This is a genomic window from uncultured Brachybacterium sp., assembly GCF_947500705.1.
Lineage (GTDB): Bacteria > Actinomycetota > Actinomycetes > Actinomycetales > Dermabacteraceae > Brachybacterium.
Window position 1 is genome coordinate 15596 of record NZ_CANMSY010000002.1, and the last position, 18378, is coordinate 33973.

General features: G+C 71.6%; 14 protein-coding genes. 6 read left to right on the top strand and 8 right to left on the bottom strand.

The window, feature by feature from the left end; translation table 11 throughout:
- Positions 1 to 152: 152 nt before the first annotated feature.
- Together Q0937_RS03205 and Q0937_RS03210 are read right to left on the bottom strand one after the other, a co-directional pair.
- Positions 153 to 845, bottom strand: coding sequence for an HAD family hydrolase (locus Q0937_RS03205; protein ID WP_299299693.1), 693 nt, complete (start codon positions 843 to 845; stop codon positions 153 to 155).
- The gene (locus Q0937_RS03210; protein ID WP_299299695.1) at positions 842 to 1975 is read right to left on the bottom strand and encodes a PDZ domain-containing protein; all 1134 of its coding nucleotides are present in this window, start codon (positions 1973 to 1975) and stop codon (positions 842 to 844) included. The genes Q0937_RS03205 and Q0937_RS03210 overlap by 4 nt, the downstream gene beginning before the upstream one ends.
- Before the next feature lie 122 nt (positions 1976 to 2097).
- Between Q0937_RS03210 and Q0937_RS03215 the strand changes: the two genes are divergently transcribed.
- Positions 2098 to 3669, top strand: a complete 1572-nt coding sequence (locus Q0937_RS03215; protein ID WP_299299697.1) for a zinc-dependent metalloprotease — start codon at positions 2098 to 2100, stop codon at positions 3667 to 3669.
- Positions 3659 to 4300 carry an NUDIX hydrolase gene (locus Q0937_RS03220; protein ID WP_299299699.1) on the top strand — a complete coding sequence of 214 codons (642 nt, stop codon included), beginning with the start codon at positions 3659 to 3661 and terminating at the stop codon, positions 4298 to 4300. The genes Q0937_RS03215 and Q0937_RS03220 overlap by 11 nt, the downstream gene beginning before the upstream one ends.
- A 51-nt stretch (positions 4301 to 4351) precedes the next feature.
- Here Q0937_RS03220 and Q0937_RS03225 read toward each other — a convergent pair whose 3' ends face one another.
- A complete protein-coding gene (locus Q0937_RS03225) occupies positions 4352 to 4966 on the bottom strand; it encodes a M48 family metallopeptidase (RefSeq protein WP_299299701.1) in 615 nt (204 codons plus the stop codon).
- Positions 4967 to 5504: 538 nt separating this feature from the next.
- Here Q0937_RS03225 and Q0937_RS03230 point away from each other — a divergent pair.
- Complete coding sequence (locus tag Q0937_RS03230) at positions 5505 to 5663, top strand: DUF5679 domain-containing protein (protein WP_299299703.1); 159 nt, start codon at positions 5505 to 5507, stop codon at positions 5661 to 5663.
- Between the two features lie 265 nt (positions 5664 to 5928).
- Here Q0937_RS03230 and Q0937_RS03235 read toward each other — a convergent pair whose 3' ends face one another.
- The 3 genes from Q0937_RS03235 to nudC all read right to left on the bottom strand — a co-directional run bounded on the left by Q0937_RS03235 (position 5929) and on the right by nudC (position 9670).
- Positions 5929 to 6171, bottom strand: coding sequence for a WhiB family transcriptional regulator (locus Q0937_RS03235; RefSeq protein WP_363323202.1), 243 nt, complete (start codon positions 6169 to 6171; stop codon positions 5929 to 5931).
- A 371-nt stretch (positions 6172 to 6542) separates the two neighbouring features.
- Positions 6543 to 8669 carry an ATP-dependent DNA helicase UvrD2 gene (locus Q0937_RS03240; protein WP_299299707.1) on the bottom strand — a complete coding sequence of 709 codons (2127 nt, stop codon included), beginning with the start codon at positions 8667 to 8669 and terminating at the stop codon, positions 6543 to 6545.
- 83 nt (positions 8670 to 8752) lie between these two features.
- A complete protein-coding gene (gene nudC / locus Q0937_RS03245) occupies positions 8753 to 9670 on the bottom strand; it encodes an NAD(+) diphosphatase (protein WP_299299709.1) in 918 nt (305 codons plus the stop codon).
- A 48-nt stretch (positions 9671 to 9718) separates the two neighbouring features.
- Between nudC and Q0937_RS03250 the strand changes: the two genes are divergently transcribed.
- A complete protein-coding gene (locus tag Q0937_RS03250; RefSeq protein WP_299299711.1) occupies positions 9719 to 10684 on the top strand; it encodes a phosphotransferase in 966 nt (321 codons plus the stop codon).
- Between the two features lie 61 nt (positions 10685 to 10745).
- On the opposite strand, the gene Q0937_RS03255 is transcribed toward Q0937_RS03250, so the two are convergent.
- Together Q0937_RS03255 and Q0937_RS03260 are read right to left on the bottom strand one after the other, a co-directional pair.
- Entirely contained in the window at positions 10746 to 14111 is a 3366-nt protein-coding gene (locus Q0937_RS03255; protein WP_299299713.1) for an ATP-dependent DNA helicase, read from the bottom strand.
- Complete coding sequence (locus Q0937_RS03260) at positions 14108 to 17275, bottom strand: UrvD/REP family ATP-dependent DNA helicase (RefSeq protein ID WP_299299715.1); 3168 nt, start codon at positions 17273 to 17275, stop codon at positions 14108 to 14110. The genes Q0937_RS03255 and Q0937_RS03260 overlap by 4 nt, the downstream gene beginning before the upstream one ends.
- Before the next feature lie 153 nt (positions 17276 to 17428).
- Here Q0937_RS03260 and Q0937_RS03265 point away from each other — a divergent pair, with 153 nt between their 5' ends.
- On the top strand, positions 17429 to 18091 hold the full coding sequence (locus tag Q0937_RS03265; protein WP_299299717.1) for a TetR/AcrR family transcriptional regulator: 663 nt from the start codon (positions 17429 to 17431) through the stop codon (positions 18089 to 18091).
- 58 nt (positions 18092 to 18149) lie between these two features.
- Positions 18150 to 18371: a DUF3107 domain-containing protein gene (locus tag Q0937_RS03270; protein ID WP_299299719.1), complete on the top strand. Its 222-nt coding sequence runs from the start codon at positions 18150 to 18152 to the stop codon at positions 18369 to 18371.
- Positions 18372 to 18378 lie beyond the last annotated feature (7 nt).

Below are 18378 nucleotides of genomic sequence, written 5' to 3' on the forward strand. Positions count from 1 at the left end.
TCGCAGGCCCGACTCTACCTGCTGCCGGAGCTCTGGCCCCCGGTGGCGGGGCCGAGATAGACGCGTGCCACCCTCATCGCCCTTCTGGCGCCGGATCGCTCCCGCGCCCGGATCGCTCCCGCGCGAGAGGGGAGAGTGTGCTCAGTGGAGTCTCAGTCCAGCGGGACACCGCGCTCGGCGAGCACGCGGCGCGCCATCGCCGCCCCGTGCTCGATCCCCTCGGGTCGTGCGTCGCCGTTGCGCGGCCAGAGGTGGGCGTCGATGCCGCGCGCCTTCGCGGCGTCCACGTTCTCCTGACGGTCATCGAAGTAGATGACGGCCGAGGGGATGGACACTCCCCCGGTCTCGTGGGCGAGAACGTCCAGCAGCACCTCGTAGAGCTCGCGGTCCGGCTTGACCGCCCGCTCCTCGCCGGAGACCACGGCGAGGGTGAACGCCTCGAACCAGTCCGCGCGGCGCACCTCCTCCGCGAAGGACACCGAGGCGTTGGACAGCAGGGCCAGGCGCACCTCGTTGCGGGCGAGATCGTGGATCAGCGACCTCGCCTCGGGATCCATCCGCAGGAAGTAGCGGTTGTCCGCCTTCTGCAGCTCTGCGACCTCCTCCTCGGAGAGCTCCTCCACCCCGACGGAGGCGGCCACTGCTCCCCAGTACTCGGCGACGGTCGTGTCCCCGCGGTCGTAGGCATCGCGTTCACGCCACAGCGCCTCCTCGAGAGCCGTCTGCTCGCCGCCGAGCAGCTCATGCAGATCCGCCACCGGGTCGTGCCCGGCGCTCAGCACGCCCCCGTAGTCGAAGACCACGGTGGGCTTCGGCGGAGTGCGGCGGCGATTGCGCTTGCTCATTCGTTGTTCACGTCCTCACAGGTGGGCAGGCCTTCGGCGCTGCCGTTCTCGGCAATGGTCTCGGTGGCGCTGAGCGCGTCCTCGAAGTCGGTCACGGCGACGACCTCGAGTCCGTCGGGTTCGAAGCCGACGACCTCGTCGCAGTTTGCGCTGGGCGCGAGGAAGAACTCGGCGTCGGACTCCTCGGCACCCACCATCTTCTGGCGGATCCCACCGATGGGGCCGACGGTGCCGTCCACGGCGATGGTCCCGGTGCCGGCGATCTGGTGACCGCCGGTCAGAGCGCCGGGGGTGAGTTCGTCATAGACGGACAGCGAGAAGATCATCCCGGCGCTGGGTCCGCCGATGTCTCCGACCCCGATCCGGACGTCCATCGGGAACTCATAGCCGGCGGTCAGCACCACCCCCATCCGGGGCGCTCCCTCGGCCATCTCCGAGGGGACCTCGAGGTCCAGCTCCTCACCGCCGCGACGCACCCGCATCGAGACCGTCTCCCCCTCCGGTGTGGCCCGGATCAGCTCGCGGTAGCCCTCGAGGGAGCTCGCGGTCTCTCCGCCGACGGCGACGATCACGTCCCCACCCTCCAAGGTGCCGTCGGCCGGCGCCCCCTCCTCGACCCCCGCGATCATCACCACGGACTCGTAGTCGAGGCCGAGCTCGTCCAGCGCCACGGCGACCGCACCCTGCTGGGAGGTGCTCATGGCGGCGGTGTTGTTCAGCGCGGTCTGCTCGCGGGTCTGGCCCTCCGGGAACACCGCCTCCTTGGGCAGCACCATCTTGGAGCGGTCGAACCAGGCGGCGACGACCTCCACCGGGGTCACCCGGTATCCCGGCCCGCCGTCGACGGAGACCGTGGTCATCATCAGCGCGCCATCGGTCGGATGGGTCTGGGCACCGTCGATGACCAGGATCTCCTCACCGTCCCACTCGCCGAGCACGTCGATCGCAGGCCCCGGACGCTCGATGACATAGGGCACCGGCAGGAAGGAGCCGACCAGGATCATCACGCACAGCAGCAGCAGCGAGACCACAGCCAGCACCGGACGTGCGAGCTGCGCGTCATCGATGGACCGGGCGAGCAGCTTCTGCGCCCGGCGGGCGGGCGAGGGGTCAGTGGGGTCTTCTGTCACCCCGACATTGTGCCCCACCCTCCGTATTCTCCTGGCGGGGTGCTGAACACGTCCGGCGAGGCGCTCAGCGACGATCAGGCGCGGTCGGTACGCTGGGCCTCCACGCACAGCTGGAGGTGGCCATGAGTGATTCCCCGATCCCGGGTGGACCCGGTGATATGGACGAGGAGGCGCTGAAGCGCTTCCTGAAAGAGACGTTCGGAGACGCCCTGCCCGAGGGCGCCCTGGACGGGTTGGACCTCTCCGCGCTCGCGCAGCAGGCCCATCTCCCCCAGGATCCCGCGCAGCTGCGGGCGGCCGCCGCCCAGATGCAGCACATGTTCGCCGCGCAGGGCGATGACCCTGTGAACTGGCAGATGGCGGAGGACATCGCACGGCGCACCGCCGCCGGGCAGGCCGGGATCCCCGGTACCGAGGAGCTTGCGGGGACACCTGGCGATCCCACGCCCGGCGACGCCGCGATCGCGGAGCTGCGCCAGGCCGCGCAGGTGGCGCGGCTGTGGCTGGACCCGGTGATTGCGATCGACGTTCCCACTGCGGAGCTCGGCGTCTACAGCCGCGGCACCTGGCTGCATCGCACCCTGCCGCACTGGAAGCCCATCGTCGAGCCGGTCGCGAAGTACATGGCCGGCGCGATCGGCGAGGCCATCGCCGCCCAGATGGGGCAGATGGGCGATATGGGTGCCGGGATGCAGATGCCCGGCGGTGATCCGGCCGCGATGATGGAACGGATCGGCGGGACCATGTTCGGGGTCCAGTTCGGCCACGCGATCGGTGCCCTGGCCCGCGAGGCGGCCGGCACCACGGATCTCGGCATGCCGCTGGGCCGGGACGGGGAGCCCGCGCTGGTCGCCGCGAACGTCGAGGATCTGATCTCCGCGCACTCCCTGGATCCTGCGGCCGCACGCATCTTCCTCGCCGCTCGCGAGATCGCGCACACCGCACTGTTCAGCGCCGCGCCCTGGCTGGGCAAGGCGCTCTTCTCCGCGATCGAGGACTACTCCCGCGGCATCACCCTGGACCTCGATGCGCTCGATGAGATGGTCCGGGATCTGGATCTCTCCGACCCGGCCGCGATGCAGGCTCGGCGCCCTGAGGAGATGTTCGTCTTCACCCGCCGCGCCTCGCAGGAGCGGGCGCTCGAGGAGCTGGCCACCACTCTGGCCCTGATCGAGGCCTGGGTGGACCATGTGACCACCAAGGCCCTCGAGGGCAAGCTGCCCGATCTCGAGGCCATGCGGGAGGTGCTGCGGCGACGTCGCGCCGCTGGCGGACCCGCCGAGCAGATGCTCTCGAAGACCGTCGGCATCGAGCTGCGGCCTCGCCGGGTGCGCGAAGCGCTCTCCTGGTGGGACAGCGTGCTGGCCACCGAGGGCGAGCCGGGGCGCGAGGCGAAGTGGGACCATCCCGATCTGCTGCCGACCGCCGAGGTGCTCTCCGGCCGCCCGCAGGCTCCGCAGCAGCCCACCTCCGACGCGGAGGCCGAGGGGCTCGCACAGGTCACGATCCCGGAGGACTTCGACGCCGAGCTGGCGAAGCTGCTCTCCGGTGATGGCCAGGAGCAGGCGCCCCGCGAGGATGAGCAGGGCGGACTGCGCGGGTCAGGGTCTGACGGGCCGGAGGGTCCTGCTGATCCCCAGAATCCCGCCGACCCCGGAGGAGACGACGACACCCCCGATGCCGATGGGCGCTGATCTCCCCGAAGCTGCTCCCCCCAGCGCTGTCGGCTCCGTCGACTCCTCCCGAGCGCTCGCTGAACTGGAGCGGGCCCGATCCGCGATCCATGGGCCCGCTCTTGCCGATCATTACCTCGCGCTGCTGCGGGACAATCCCCGTGCGCTGTACCGGGACGGCGGGCCGCGGCATCTCACCGCGAGCGCGATCGTCATCGACGGCCCCGCCGAGCAGGTGGCACTGGTGTGGCACCTCAAGGGGCGCTTCTGGGTGCAGCCGGGCGGTCACCTCGAGGACGACGAGACCAGCCTGGAGACGGCCGCACGCCGAGAAGTCTCCGAGGAGATCGGGATCGATGACCTCGAGACCGTCGGGCAGGGCCCAGCGGTGCTGAACCGCCATGGCCTCGATGCGGCGTTCGGGGCGTGCCGCGAGCACTGGGACGTGCAGTACCTGTTCCGGGCCCCGGCCCCTGCCTCCGAGCTCCCGCTCACGGTGAGCGAGGAATCCGGCGATGTGCGGTGGGTGCCGTGGCCGCTGCTCGGTGCCGGCCCGGCGCGCGACTCCTCTGCCCTGCCTGAGGGCACCGTGCCCGATCTGGCCGAGAACCTCGCGCGATTGGCGCCCTATCTCGCGCGCTGGAGCGACTGAGCGGTCGCCGAACCCTCGTCGGCGGCGCTGTCATCACCATCCCCGCCGTGGTCATTCACCATCGCCGCCGTGGTCAACGCCATCACTGTCCTCGACGTCGCCGTCGTCTTCGCCCTCCTGCGGGAGGTTCTTCGCCCAGGAGACCCCGTCGAGGAATCCCTGCGCCTTCTGCGCCTGCGGATAGTTGGCCATCAGCGCTTTGAACTCCGGCCCGTGGCCCGGCACCAGCAGATGGGTCAGCTCGTGCATCATCACTGAGCGCACCACATAGTCGGGCATCCCCTGCAGGTGATGGGAGAGCCGGATGGTGCCCTCGGACGGCGTGCACGACCCCCATCGATGGTTCTGCCGAGTGGACCAGGTCACGGAACTGGGATGCGCGCGCCCTCCGAGATAGGCCTCACTGACCTCTCGCGCCATCGCGAGCAGCGAGATGTCGCTGCGGCGCATCGGCGCCCGCCGGGCCTCCTTGTCGACCAGCTGGTCGACCATCTTCGTGACCCACTGGCGTTCCTGTCGCGCGCTGAACATCGCCGGGATCGCGATCACCAGATCGCCCTCACGACGGGTGATGGAGACGGTGCGCTTCCGGCGCGCGCTGCGACGCACCAGCACCCGCTCCCCGCGGGGACCGGCGACATGCTCATGGAGGACGAGATCACTCATGGATCACAGCCTGGCACGACTTCGGGGCAAGAAATATTCATCCACAGCTGTGCACTGCAGAAGTGCCGGTCAGAACGTTGCAGCCAGGGAGTTCGACGGTTCCTCCACAAGCTCGACACTGCGATGGACATTCTGTCCACAGTGGAGGAAGGGTTGTCCACAATTGGTCCCCGTCCGCTCTTTGACCGACCCGGTCTGCAGGCGCTAAGTTCTCCAGCACGTGGGACCCCGGGATAACTAGTAGGACGCACACGGGGAAGGTGCGCGTGGTACTGAGCGCCCCCGAGGTCCCACGGCCCTCCCAGGCTTCATGCTGCCTCGGGGCCTCCGATGTCGGCTCGTTGCGCGCACTTCCTCGGCTCTCTCCAGAGCCCCCTTGACCCGAAGCGCGCGACGGGCCGCCCCGATCGGGCCACATCCCACAGCCTCCTGATTCGTGCACGACCATCCCGCACCACTACAGTGGAGCGGTCCCGGCTTCGTGGCGAGAGCAGCGCATCCGGGAATGTTCATCATCGACAAGCAACGAGGAGCGGATATGGCCGACGAGACCTATGCCGGAGAGTTCTACTGCGTCAAGTGCCGCGAGAAGCGAGAGGCCGAGGGCAACGTCGTCGTCTCCAACGGTCGCCGCATGGCCAAGGCCGTGTGCCCGGTGTGCAGCACCAAGCTGAACCGAATCCTCGGCAAGGCCTGACGTACCCCGTGATCGACGTGCTGCGTGGGACGAGCGGCGGGAGCTCAGGCAGGGCGCGCCCCACCTGATCGACGTACCGAGTCCTGCAGCATCGAAGAAGGCCCTGAACCACACGGTTCGGGGCCTTCTTCGATGCTGGGTGCGCGAGCTCCACACCGAGATCGACGTTCGGTGCAGCTTCCGTGACGGAAGCTGTACCGAACGTCGATCTCGTGGACTTCGGAGCCGACCTGGCGGACGTCGGCGCCGGCGCGGCGCGGGCCGCTCATGCGGCGTCCTGCTCCCGGTTCTTCCGGGGCCGGCCACGGCCGCGCTTGACGGCGATGATGTTGCCGCCGTCGAAGATCGCGCCGCCCCAGACACCCCAGGGCTCTGCCCGCTCGAGAGCACCTTGGCGGCACTCCTCGATGAGCGGGCAGCCCGCGCACAGGGCCTTGGCCTGTTCGAGGTCGGCGGGCCGCTCTGCGAAGAAGAGGTCGGCGGCGTCCGTGTCATGGCACGGCAGCATGGTCGCGGAGTCATCCGCGGGGTTCAGGAAAGTGGTCAGAAGTGTAGTCATCGTCTCGCTGCTTAGAAGTCCGTCGGGAAGGACGTGCCCGGTGGGGGCGAGGGTGCGGCGGCGGTGCCGCACCGGCAGCGAGGAAAGGCCTCGTCAGCTCAGGCTGGGCACCGCGGGGGCATTGCCCCGTTCGCGCTGCAGAAGGGAGGGCGCGCCCGTGGGGCGCAGTCCTGCTCCTGCAATGTTCCAAGTGCTGTTCACAGAGGCCACCCCCTTTCGTAAGCGCGCGTCCCGGTGTCCCGGACCACGACGTGGACGATTGACATGGATGACTCTACACCTCACGCCAGAATCGCAAAAGTATTTTTTGACCTGCAGTTTCAGTCTTTCTCGGTGGGTGCTCCGAGCAGGTCGAGCAGATCCTCGCCGAAGCTCGCGACCTTCCCGGGCCCGATCCCGGGAACGGCCAGCAGCTCCTGCTCGGTGCGCGGGGCCCGCTCGGCGAGCGCCTCGAGGGCGGCGTCGGTGAGGATCGCGTAGGGCGGGGCGCCACGGCGCTGGGCCTGGTCCCGACGCCAGCCGCGCAGTGCGGTGAGCAGCCCTTCCCCGCCGGGCGAGGGGCAGCCGTCATGTCGCCCGCGCCGCTGCTCCTTCGGGGTCACGAGACCCTGACCGCAGACCCGGCATTCCGCATAGACGGTGGCGGTGCGGCGCCCGGTGCGGCGGGCCGCGGCGCCCGGTGCGGTCTTCGGCGCGTCGGGGTGGTCCAGGACCCCGTCGAGGAAGCGCGAGGCCTTGCGTGAGCCGCGGGCTCCCGGGGTGCGCGCGGCGGACCAGCTCACGGTGAGCAGGTCACGGGCGCGAGTGAGGGCGACATAGAACAGCCGTCGCTCCTCCTCGATCTCGGCAGGGGTCTTCGCCATCGAGATCGGGAGCAGCCCATCGCTCGCGCCGACCACGAACACCACCGGCCATTCCAGGCCCTTCGCGGCGTGCACGGAGGCCAGGGTCACTCCGTCCACGACCGGCGCCGCCTGGGACTCCGCCCGCTCCTCGAGTTCGCGGACCACGTCGGCCATGGTGGTGCCCGGCCGAGCGATGATGGTGTCGGTGAGGCCCACCAGGGCGTTCAGCGAATCCCAGCGGTCGCGGATCGCGCCGGTGGTCTCCGGCGCGGTGGGTGCCCAGCCCTGCTGGGAGAGGATGTCGCGCACGGCACGCGCCGGGTCGAGCTGCTCGACCCGGGCGGCGGCACGCAGCGAGACCATGGCGCGGCGCACCTCCTGACGTGCGAAGAAGCGGTCTCCTCCGCGCACCAGATAGCCGATGCCGCGGAAGGTCAGCGCCTGTTCGAGGGCCTCGGACTGGCTGTTGGTGCGGAACAGGATCGCGACCTCGGCAGCGGGCCGCCCCTCGGCCACCAGGTCGGAGATCCGCTCGGCGATGCCATCGGCCTCGGCGGAATCGTCGGCGAAGGACTCCACGATCGGCGGCGGGCCGCTCTCGCGCTGGGAGATCAGGGTGAGGCGGGTATCGCGGGTGCGTCCCTGCGCGCCATCGAGCACGGTGTTGGCCATCCTCACGATCTCCGGGGTGGAGCGGTAGTTCCGCTCGAGCCGGATCGTGCGGGCGCGCTTGAACTCCTTGCGGAAGTCCAGCAGGTAGGAGGCGCGCGCGCCGGCGAAGGTGTAGATGGTCTGCGCGGCGTCGCCGACCACGCAGAGATCATCCGAGGTGCCCAGCCAGAGCCGCAGCAGGGCGTGCTGGAGGGCGGAGACGTCCTGGTACTCGTCGACCACGAAGTGCTTGTACTGGCTGCGCACCTCGCGGGCGACATCCGCGCGCTCGGTGAGGAAGCCGACCATGTGCAGCAGCACGTCCTCGAAGTCGATCACCCCGCGCTCCTTCTTCACCTCCTCGTACTGGGTGAGGATGCGCGAGATGGAGCGGGAGTCGAAGCCCGCGACGCCCGGCCGACGAGTCTGCAGGGCCGCCTCCGGATAGGACTCCGGGGTGAGCATCGAGACCCGTGACCACTCGACCTCGGCGACGATGTCCCGCAGCGCGGCCCGGTCCACGCTCAGGTGCAGACGCTGGCAGGCCTCACCGATGCCGGCGAACTTGTTCGCCATCAGCTCCGGCATCGGCCCACCCACCACACGCGGCCAGAAATGCCGCAGCTGTCGCAGCGCGGCGGCATGGAAGGTGCGGGCCTGCACCGCGGGGACGCCGAGGTCGCGCAGTCGCGAGCGCATCTCGGCGGCGGCCTTGGCGGTGAAGGTCACCGCGAGCACATGACGCGGGTTCAGCTGACCGGTGGCGACCCCATAGGCGATGCGGTGGGTGATCGCTCGGGTCTTTCCCGTGCCGGCGCCGGCGAGCACGCAGATCGGGCTGCCGAAGCTGCTCGCCACCTCGCGCTGCTCGGGATCCAGAGCGGCGAGCAGCGACTCGGCATCGGTGGGTGCGGAGGGATCAGCGGCGGAGGGTGCGGAATGGTCAGTCATCACCGTTCATCCTGCCAGGACCGGGTGACGCTCCGGGAGGCGCTGTGGACGGCGGCTGCCTCACACCACCTCCGGGGGCCGCCTCACCGCTCGGCGGAGCGCCCGTACCAGTCGTCGATGAGGGCGCGACCCATCGAAGCCGAACCTGGCAGAGCGATCTCCTCTGCCTCGAGCGCGGCGGCGAGCTCCTCGCGAGTGAACCAGCGGGCCTCGGCGATCTCCTCATCCTGCAGGGTGAGCTCGGTGCCTCCTGGTGCCCAGGCCCGGTAGCCGAGCATCAGCGAGCGGGGGAAGGGCCAGGGCTGGCTGCCCATGTACTCGACCTCTTCCACGGTGATCCCGACCTCTTCCGCCACCTCGCGGGCCACCGCGTTCTCGAGGCTCTCGCCGGGCTCGACGAAGCCGGCCAGCACGGAATGGAAACGGCTGGGGAAATGCGCATTGCGCGCCAGGAGCAGGCGGTCCTGTCCGTCGCGCACCGCCATGATCACGGCAGGATCGGTGCGGGGGAACTGCTCGACGCCGTCCTCGCTGCAGCGCAGCACCCAGCCGCCCATCTCCGCCACCAGCGTCGCCCCGCACTGCGGGCAGTGCCGCATGGACCGGTGCCAGAAGCCCATCGCCACGGCTGCTGCGGCGAGGTCGGCGTCATGATCGTGGAGCCGGTCGGCGACGCGTCGCAGGTCTCGCAGATCACGGCCGGGGGCGTCGAGCTCGGCGCTGGGCTCGGGGATCTCGACACCGAGCACGCGGTATCCGTCTCGCCGTCCCAGCAGCACCAGCGGCTGCAGGGTTCCGCCGCGCGGGTCCTCGGTCTCCAGCAGCGCGTGGAGCGTGCCGTCCTCCTCCTCGCGCAGGGCGACCGCCCCGGCCCTGCTGACCAGGTAGCGGGCGTCCTCGCCCGGGGAGAGGATCTCCGGGTCGCTGCGCAGCAGTGCGTCGCGGTCGGAGCCGAGGAGGGTGAGCGGGGTGCTGAGGTGCGGGCCACGGATTTTCGCCATGCTCCGAGCCTACGTGGAGCGGACACCTCGGCCGGGTACGGTGGTCAGGTGCATCGCAACTCGTATTCCCTGGCTGCCCTCTCCGCGGCGGCGGTCCCCGGGCTGATCCCGGTGAGGACCATGCCGATCGCCACCCCCGCCGAGGATCTCGACGTCGCCGGCATCGTGGGTGAGGACGGTCGACGGGTGATGATCCTCTCGCCCTCGTCGACCGCTTCGGGGATCCGTCTCGAACGTGACCTCAAGGTGGCCGATGCCCTCGCGGGCACCCCGCTGCGCGGCGTGATCCCGCCCGTGCTCGGATTCGTCAAGCTCTCCGAGGGTGGGCGCTGCGTGGTGACGGAGGCCCCTGCCGGTCGCCCCCTGATGCTCGATGCCCTGCACGAGAGCCCGGACCTCGCCCGCTCGCTGGGTCAGGTGCTGGCCCGGATCCACACCGTGCCCCGCTACGCCGCGGAGGCCGCCGGGGTCGAGTCCTTCACTCCCGAGGTGCTGCTCGCCGAGCATCGCGCACGGATCGCCACCGCCAAGGCCGGCGGGCATCTCCCGGCCGCTGTGGCCCAGCGCTGGGATGCGCTGCTCGACGACGCGGAGCTGTGGGACTTCACTCCGCAGTTCGTGCACGGGGACCTCTCGGAGGAGAGCCTGTTCATGTCCGGTCACCGAGTCAGCGCGTTGCGTGACTGGTCCTCCTCGAAAGTCGCGGATCCTGCCTCGGACCTGGCCTGGCTGATCTCTTCACTGGATCCGGAGCGGTTCGACGAGCTCTACGGCGCATACCGCGAGGAGCTGCCCACGTCGACCCATCCGCGGCTGATCGAGCGCGCTCAGGCGCTCGGCGAGTTCGCCGTCGCCGAATGGCTCGCGCACGGCCTGGAGATCCAGGACCAGGAGATCGTCGCCGACGCCCGCGGGATGATCGCCGACCTCGATGCCGATCTCGCGCAGATCGCTCGTGATGAGGCGGAGCGCGCCTACGAGGAGATGAGCTCCCGGGAGGACGGCTCGCACTGAACCGACCGTCCGGGCGGCGTCCCCGGGAGGGACCCCGCACCGAAGGCGGATCTGCCGGTGATCATAGGCCGGACCCGCGTGTTCGCTGCGCCGTCTTCCCCTCCCCCGCTCCCTCTCCGGCGAGCATCTGCGCGATCCTCTCGCGGGAGGGGTGGCGGCGCACCTCGTGGGTGACTCCGTCGGCCACGAAGTGGAAGGCGGTGCGGATCCGGGCGAGCGGCAGCCCTGTCAGCTCGTGCCAGGCCAAGCGGTAGAGCGAGAGCTGGAGCGCGCGCTCGCGCAGCTGGGCGGGGCGCGGGACCCGGCCGGTCTTCCAGTCCACGATCATCACGCCCTGGGTGCCATCGGTCCCCTCGGGGTCGGCGAAGACGGCGTCGATGATGCCCCGCACCGCGATCTCTCCGATCCGGGTGTGGACGGGCTGCTCGACCGCCAGCGGCGAGCGGTCAGCCCATTCGGAGGCGGTGAAGGCGTCCCGCAGACTGCGGTCGTCGGCTCCCGGACCCTCCTCCTGGTCCTCCGCATCCTCCAGGTCCAGCAGGTCCTCGAGGTCCAGCAGGGTCGCGCTGTCGTAGCGGGACTCGAGCCAGGCGTGGAAGGCGGTGCCGCGGGCAGCGGCCGGGGAGGGCTGGCGCGGCAGGGGGCGCAGCAGATCGATCGCCGCGGCCTGGGGGTCCCGGGCCTGGTGGACCACCTGGGAGGCCGAGAGCCGCGGCGGGGAGTGGACCAGCGGCGGGGCGGCCTGCTGCTCGAGATCCGCGACGGCGCGCCGCACCAGCTCGGCGAGCTGAGGATCCGCCGGCGCGTCGTCCGTCGCGGCGGCGTCGGTGAGCAGCGCGGCGGCGCGGGCCCGGGCACGCTCCTGCTCCCCGGGTGCCGGCGGCCACTGCGCCTGCGGCCGCTCGCTCTCCAGCGGGTTCTGCTCGGGGACCTCCTGGACGGTGCGGAAGCGCTCGGGCACCAGATCCCCCACCTCGGTGAGATAGCGCGAGCGGGGCCGGGCGGAGGCGAGGCCGCTGCGCCAGGCGGCGGAGGTCAGCAGCAGGCGGCGGCGGGCCCGGGTCACCGCGACGTACATCAGTCGACGGTCCTCCCGCAGCGACTCCTCGCCCTGCGCGAAGCGGAACTCCTCGATGAGGCCCTCGGCATCGACCTGGGTGTCCGCCTCGGCCCAGGCCAGCTCCGGGAGCGTGTCGGCGTCGCCGCGCAGGGCGGTGGGCACCGCGGCGGAGGCGAGCTTGCCCAGCCAGCCGTCGCCGGGCACCCGGGTGCGGCCCTCCTCGTCGGTCTTCGCCCGGCGCAGGTCGTAGGAGGGAACGGTGCCCTCGGTGAGCCCCGCGACCGCCACCAGATCCCATTCCAGCCCCTTGGCGGAGTGCATGGTGACGATCGTGACCGCGGACGGGTCGTGCGCGGTCTCGGGCGCGGCGGTGACGGCGAGCCCGGCCTCCTCGTCCTCGCTGATCTCGAGCAGGTCGAGATATGCGCCGAGCCCGCCACGACGGGCAGTGCGATCAAAGGCTGCGGCATGGTCGCGGAACGCTTCGAGATCGGCGAGCGCTCGGGAGTCGGGCTCGGAGGCCAGCAGCGTGAGGTCGACGTCCAGCAACCGGGTCGCGGCGGTGACCAGGTCCGGCAGCGGCAGCGGGAGCAGCCGCCGCAGCTCGCGCAGGAGCTGCTGGACCTGGAGCAGCCGGGCCCGGCCCGTGGCGGTCAGGGTGCGGCCGGCGGGGTCGGTCCAGTCCGCGAGCGGAAGGTCATCCACCGCATCGATGAGGGAGACGGTCTCGGCCTCGTCCTGCCCGCCCGGGGCCTGCCCGTCCCGGCGCAGGCGGGAGCCCATCCGGTCCCGCCAACGGCCCAGCACCGCGAGGTCCCGCGCACCGAGCCGGAACCGGGGCCCGGTCAGCAGGCGCATCAGCGCGTCTCCGCGGCCGGGGTCGTAGGCGCACTCCAGCACTGCGCGGACGTCGGCGACCTCGGGACGGTGCAGCAGCCCGCCGAGGCCCACCACCTCGACGGCGAGCCCCTGCTCCTCGAGCCCTTCGATCAGGGCAGGGATCTGGCGGCGGGCACGCACCAGCACCGCGGCCGACGCCGGTCCGTCCTCCTCGCCGCCTTCCGCGCGGCGCTCCAGGATCCAGCGGCCGATCGCACGGGACTCGGCGCGTTCGTCGGATGCCTCGATGATCTCGCAGGCGCCCTCCCCCGCCCCGGGCCGAGGCTGCAGCTCGGGGATGGTGAGCCCGGCATCGGCGTGGCGCAGCGGGGCAGCGAGCCGGTTCGCCGCCGCGAGCACCGCCTGGTCGTTGCGCCAGGACGTGGACAGCGTGCGCTGCAGGACGCTCTGCTCGGGGGTCGCGAAGGACTCGGCGAATCCGGCGAGCGAGGCGGCGGAGGCTCCGCGCCAGCCGTAGATCGCCTGCTGCGGGTCACCGACGGCGCAGGCGGCATGGCCGGGTCCGAAGAGGTCGGTGAGCATCTGCAGCTGCGCCACGGAGGTGTCCTGGAACTCGTCCAGCAGCACCACCTTGTGCATGCGTCGGGCCAGGGAGCTCGCGGCCGGCACCTCCCTGGCCACCCGGGCGGCGAGGGAGACCTGGTCGGCGAAGTCGAGGGCGGAGGCCTCGGCGCGGATCTCGGCGAAGCGTTCGAGCAGCGGGATCAGCGCGAGCCGGGACTCGAGCGCCCCGAGCACCTTGGCGACCTCCTTCGGGGTGGTGCGGCGGCGCCCCTCGACCTGCAGCGGGATCTGGGAGAGGTGCTCTTGGATCTCGCGCAGGTGGACGGCGAGCTGCGCCGGGGTGACCAGGTGATCAGCCAGCGACGAGGTCAGCGAGAGCAGCGCGGCGGTGAGCGTCGCCGGGGAGGCCTCGAGGTCCAGCGAGTCGTCCCAGCCCTCGATGATCTCGTGGGCGAGCTGCCAGGAGGCGGACGTGGACATCATGGTCAGCTCGGGGTCGATGCCGACGGCGAGCGCATGCTCGCGCACCAGGTCCAGGGCGAAGCCGTTGTAGGTGTGGACCACCGGCCGCTGTCCCACCAGGTCATCACCCCCGCGCTCGAGGCCGCGCGGCAGGGGCAGGCCCTCGGCGCGCAGGGCGGTGGCGAGGGTGCCGAGCCGGGCGCCGATCCGTTCTCCCAGCTCGTGGGCGGCCTTGCGGGTGAAGGTCAGGCCGAGCACCTGGCGGGGCTCGACGATCCCGTTGGCGATCAGCCACACCACCCGGGAGGCCATGGTCTCGGTCTTGCCCGAGCCGGCTCCGGCGACCACCAGCATCGGGGCCAGCGGTGCCTCGATCACCGAGGTCTGCTCGACGGTGGGCGGCGGCTGCTCGAGCAGGGCGGCGAGGGAGGCTGCGGAGTGAAGGGGGCGCACTGCCGGGTCGGCGGGGTCCGTGCTGTCGCGGGTGTGCGGCGAGGTCACAGCTGGTCTCCTTCGGGCTGCAGGGGGCAGCTGCTGCGCACCGCGCAGTGGGTGCAGTGGGTGTTGACGCGAGCGGTGACCTGGTCCCCGGAGACGTCGCGCGAGACCTGGTGGACCAGGTCGTCGAACCAGGCCGGATCCTCGGCGCGGGGCAGGGCGATCTGGGTGCGCACCGCGGCCTTCTTCCCCCCGGTGCCGACGTAGACCAACTGGGCGCCGTTCAGCCGTGCAGGGGCGTCCTCGCCGAGCACCTCGTTCAGCGCGCCCTCGCGCACCGCGGCCTGGTAGGCGGCCAGCTGAAGGTCTTCTTCGGCCTTGGCGGCGCTCTTCGCAGCGCGCCCGGATTTGAGATCCACGACCCGCAGCCCGGTCGCATCGCCCTCGATCCGGTCGATGCTGCCGCGCAGCTGGACCCTGCCGAGCTCCACCTCGAAGGCGGCTTCGACGGCGAGCGGTGCACCGGCGCTGCGCAGATGCTCGGCGAGCAGGTGTGCGGCGTCCTCGGCGCGGCGCACCCGGCGTCGGCCGGACCAGGTCTCGGTGCCGGGCACGGTGCGCAGCAGGGTGTGCAGCTCGCCCAGCAGGTCCGCCTCGGGACCCTCCGGGCCGCGAGGATGGACCTGAGCGAGGTAGTGGAGGGCCGTGCCGATGAGCTGGGCGGGCCCGCCGGAGCGGGTGCCGCCGGCGCGTTCCATCAGCCAGGACTGCGGGCAGTCCACAGCGCGTTCGAGGGCGGAGGGCGAGAGCCCGATCGACGTGCTGTCCTCGTGCAGCGGCTCCGTGGAGCTGGGCTCCTGGTGGTACCAGCGGGCAGGATCGGCGCCAGGGGCCCCGGCGCGGCCGAGGGCGGTCAGGGCGAGGGCCGCATCGCGGACCTGCTCGGGGCCCTCCTCCTGCATCCGGCGTCGCAGCGCCGCGACCAGGCGCCGCGCATCGGGGGCCGGACCCGGGTCCCGGCGCAGGGTCTCGGAGTCGATCCATGGCGCCTCGACCAGCGACTCGAGGGCATCGAAGAGCGCGGAGGGCTCGTTCTGCTCGTCCTCCACCGCGGTGACGAGCACCCGCTGCCGAGCGCGGGCCAGGGCGCTGACGGCCAACCGCAGCTCGTCGGCGACCACCTGTTCGCGCTGGAGCGCCCTCAGCGCCTCGAGCTCGAGCGGGAGCTCGTGGCCATGTCGCGTCCCGGACCACAGCGACAGCTCGGCGGCGCCGAACAAGGTCGAGCGCAGGCGGAGGTCGGGCCAGGCACCTTCCTGCAGGCGGGCGAGCACCACGGTGTCCCGATGCTCGCCGGCGAGCTGGGCGGGGGTGAGCACAGCGATACGGCCACGGGCCGTCGCCGCCGGTGCGAGGGTGTCCTCGACGACGGCTTGGCCGCGGATCTGCTCGACCAGGTCCATCGCCCCGGCCCCGGGCCGGCGATCGGTGAGCCGTTCTGCGGCGGCGAACAGCTCGAGCAGGGCGTCGAGCCGGGAGGAGGCCATGCGCGAGCGTGCACCGTCCACGTCGCCCGCATCGCCCAGGGCGGCGCGTCGCCACCCGCCAGCGAGGCCGGACGCGTCCCAGGCGTGCCAGAGCACCTGCTGGGCGTCGGCCTGGCGATGCTCGCGCACCGCGTGGATCATGTCCCGCACCCGGTGCACGGGGGCGGCGGCACGGCCCTTGGCATCGGGTGCCGGGAGCCCTGGCAGCTCGGGGGCGATCAGAGCACGGGCGAGCAGCTGCTCGCTGGTGGCGGTGCTGTCCGGCTCCGCAGCACGATGGGCGGCCAGCAGCAGCCGACGGATGCGGCGCAGCCGGAGGGTGTCCGCATCCCCGAAGGGACCGCGCAGCAGCTCATCGGCGATCCTCGGTGTGAGCGGCGCCTCCGCGGGGGCGAGGCCGATCTCGAGGATGGTCATCAGGTCCGCGACCGCGGGGACCTCGCGCAGCGGCTGGGGACGGCGCGGCGCCCGCACCGGCAGGCCGGTGCGGGAGAGCAGGTCTGCGACGTCGGCCACGGCGGCGCCGGAGCGGCACACGACAGCCATCTCGTCGTAGGGGACGTCCTCGCGATGGTGGAGGTCTCTCAGCGCGGAGCCGATCAGCCGTGCCTCGTCCAGCGGGTCCTGCGCCCGCAGCGCCACCACTCCCCCGCGCCGGATGCTGCGCGGGCGCCGGGAGTCCGCCGGTGCGCCGGCCAGCGGAAGCCTGCCCCGCAGCGCGTCGACCACGGCGGTCACGCCCTCCGTCTGGGCATGCATGCCGTGAAGGAGCACCTCGGTGAGCGGCCCTGACCGCATCTCGCGCAGCCGGTCCCCGGCATCGGGAAGGGCGCCTCGGAAGGTGTCGACCGCCGTGTCGGGGCTGCTGCACACCATCATCCTCGCTCCGGCCGCGCGCAGCGCCGCGACCAGATCGATCCCGGCGGCGGTGAGGTCCTGGGCGTCGTCCACCACCACGGCACGGAAGGGCAGTGGGGTCTGCGGATCTGCGAGCAGCCGCACGGCACGGCGCACCAGGGCGCCGGAGTCCAGGCGGGGTCCGGCGTCGAGCGCGGCGGAGGCCTCGAGGTCGAGCACCCCGAGGTAGTCGCGCAGCAGGGCGGCGGCGTCCTGCCAGGCGGGCCGACCCCGGTCGCGTCCCAAGGAGTCGAGCTCGGAGGGGGTCAGCCCGAGCTCGGTGGCCCGGGTGATCAGGTCACGCAGCTCGGTGCGGAATCCGGGCAGGGTGCGGGCCGCGGCGTCGACGTCGAGATACCAGGCCTCACGCTGTGCGATCAGCTCGGCCAGCAGCGCATCCTGCTCGGCGCCGGTGACCAGGGTCGGCGCACCCAGGCCTCGACGGAGGGCATCGGCGCGGGTGATCGCATGGCCGAGGGCCGGCGGGGTCATCGCCCGGATCTGCCCGCTGCCGTGCACGGCCAGGGCGTCCCGCAGCCGCCCGGCGGCGATGCGCCGGGGAGCGAGCAGCAGGGTCCCTGCGCCGGAGAGCTCGGCGGCGCTCAGCGCGAGCGCCGTGCGCCCGCTGCCCGGACCGCCGTGGACGAGCACATCGGCCCCGCCGAGGAAGCTCTCCAGCGCCCGGTGCTGGGCGGGGTCCAGGGCGCCGGCGGGGTGGACGGCGGGCAGCGCCTCGAGATCGGGTCCGAGCAGTCTGATCCCCGCACCGGTGATCGTGCCCATCGTTCGCATCGCTCCATTCCACCCCACGTGACCCACAAACGTTCATGCCGCTCGGAGGACCGGACGGCGGTAGAGTGTCCGGGATCACGACGAACCCGACATTTGTCCCGCGGCACGCCTCCCCCGCTGCGGTCCGAGACGGAGGCCGATGCCATGTCCACGTCAGCCACGGCCAGGATGCCTCGTGCGCAGCGCCGCAACCAGCTCCTCGAGCTCGCCACGCGGGTGTTCACCGAGAAGGGGTACCAGGCCACCTCGATGGATGACATCGCGGCGGCGGCGGGGGTCACCAAGCCCGTGCTCTACCAGCACTTCAGCTCCAAGCAATCCCTCTACATCGAGGTCCTCGACATCATCGCCGAGTCGATGCTCGAGGAGGTGCGGGCACTGGGCGAGTTCCAGGGCGACACCAGCTCCCGGGTGCGCAGCGGACTGCAGCGCTTCTACCGGTTCGTGGCGATGGACAACTCCCTGCGGCTGTTCACCGGCCACGAGGTGATCTCCGAGGCCGTGCAGGAGCGGGTGGTCATCGTCCTGGACCGGCTCGCGATCGCACTGGCCGGCGTCCTGACGGCGTTCCGCCAGCTCAGCATCGAGGAGTCCCGGATCCTCGGCCACGGGCTCATCGCCGTCACCCAGACCACCGCGCAGCTGCTCCACAGCGCCGAGGACGAGGCCGCGCGCGAGACGATCCTCCACACCATGACCACCACCGTGGTGCACGGACTGACGGGGTTCGCAGCGCTCGAGAATCCTCGCAGCAGCGAGGTTGTGCTGGGGGCGGACACGGAACCCGGCTCCTCCCCCGACGCGTAGACTTAGGGAGGCACAGCAACGAACGTCCCCGCCCTGGTGGCGGAGGGAAGGTCAGGTCATGGAGATCCGTATCGGCATCCAGCACTCCCCTCGCGAGATCGTGATCGAGTCCGGGGAGAAGGCCGATGCCCTGCTCGAGCGGCTCAGCACCGCCATCGCCGACGGCAGCCCCGTCACCCTGGTCGACGACAAGGGCCGCACCGTGCTGATCCCCGGGTCGAAGGTCTCCTACGCCGAGGTCTCCACCGAGGAGCCCCGCCGCGTCGGCTTCCTCGGCTGAGACCCGA

Coding starts and splice junctions, on each gene's coding strand:
- Q0937_RS03205 (WP_299299693.1), bottom strand. CDS start 845: ATGAGCAAGCGCAATCGCCGCCGCACTCCGCCGAAGCCCACCGTGGTC.
- Q0937_RS03215 (WP_299299697.1), top strand. CDS start 2,098: ATGAGTGATTCCCCGATCCCGGGTGGACCCGGTGATATGGACGAGGAG.
- Q0937_RS03220 (WP_299299699.1), top strand. CDS start 3,659: ATGGGCGCTGATCTCCCCGAAGCTGCTCCCCCCAGCGCTGTCGGCTCC.
- Q0937_RS03225 (WP_299299701.1), bottom strand. CDS start 4,966: ATGAGTGATCTCGTCCTCCATGAGCATGTCGCCGGTCCCCGCGGGGAG.
- Q0937_RS03230 (WP_299299703.1), top strand. CDS start 5,505: ATGGCCGACGAGACCTATGCCGGAGAGTTCTACTGCGTCAAGTGCCGC.
- Q0937_RS03235 (WP_363323202.1), bottom strand. CDS start 6,171: ATGCTGCCGTGCCATGACACGGACGCCGCCGACCTCTTCTTCGCAGAG.
- Q0937_RS03240 (WP_299299707.1), bottom strand. CDS start 8,669: ATGACTGACCATTCCGCACCCTCCGCCGCTGATCCCTCCGCACCCACC.
- nudC (WP_299299709.1), bottom strand. CDS start 9,670: ATGGCGAAAATCCGTGGCCCGCACCTCAGCACCCCGCTCACCCTCCTC.
- Q0937_RS03260 (WP_299299715.1), bottom strand. CDS start 17,275: ATGGGCACGATCACCGGTGCGGGGATCAGACTGCTCGGACCCGATCTC.
- Q0937_RS03265 (WP_299299717.1), top strand. CDS start 17,429: ATGTCCACGTCAGCCACGGCCAGGATGCCTCGTGCGCAGCGCCGCAAC.
- Q0937_RS03270 (WP_299299719.1), top strand. CDS start 18,150: ATGGAGATCCGTATCGGCATCCAGCACTCCCCTCGCGAGATCGTGATC.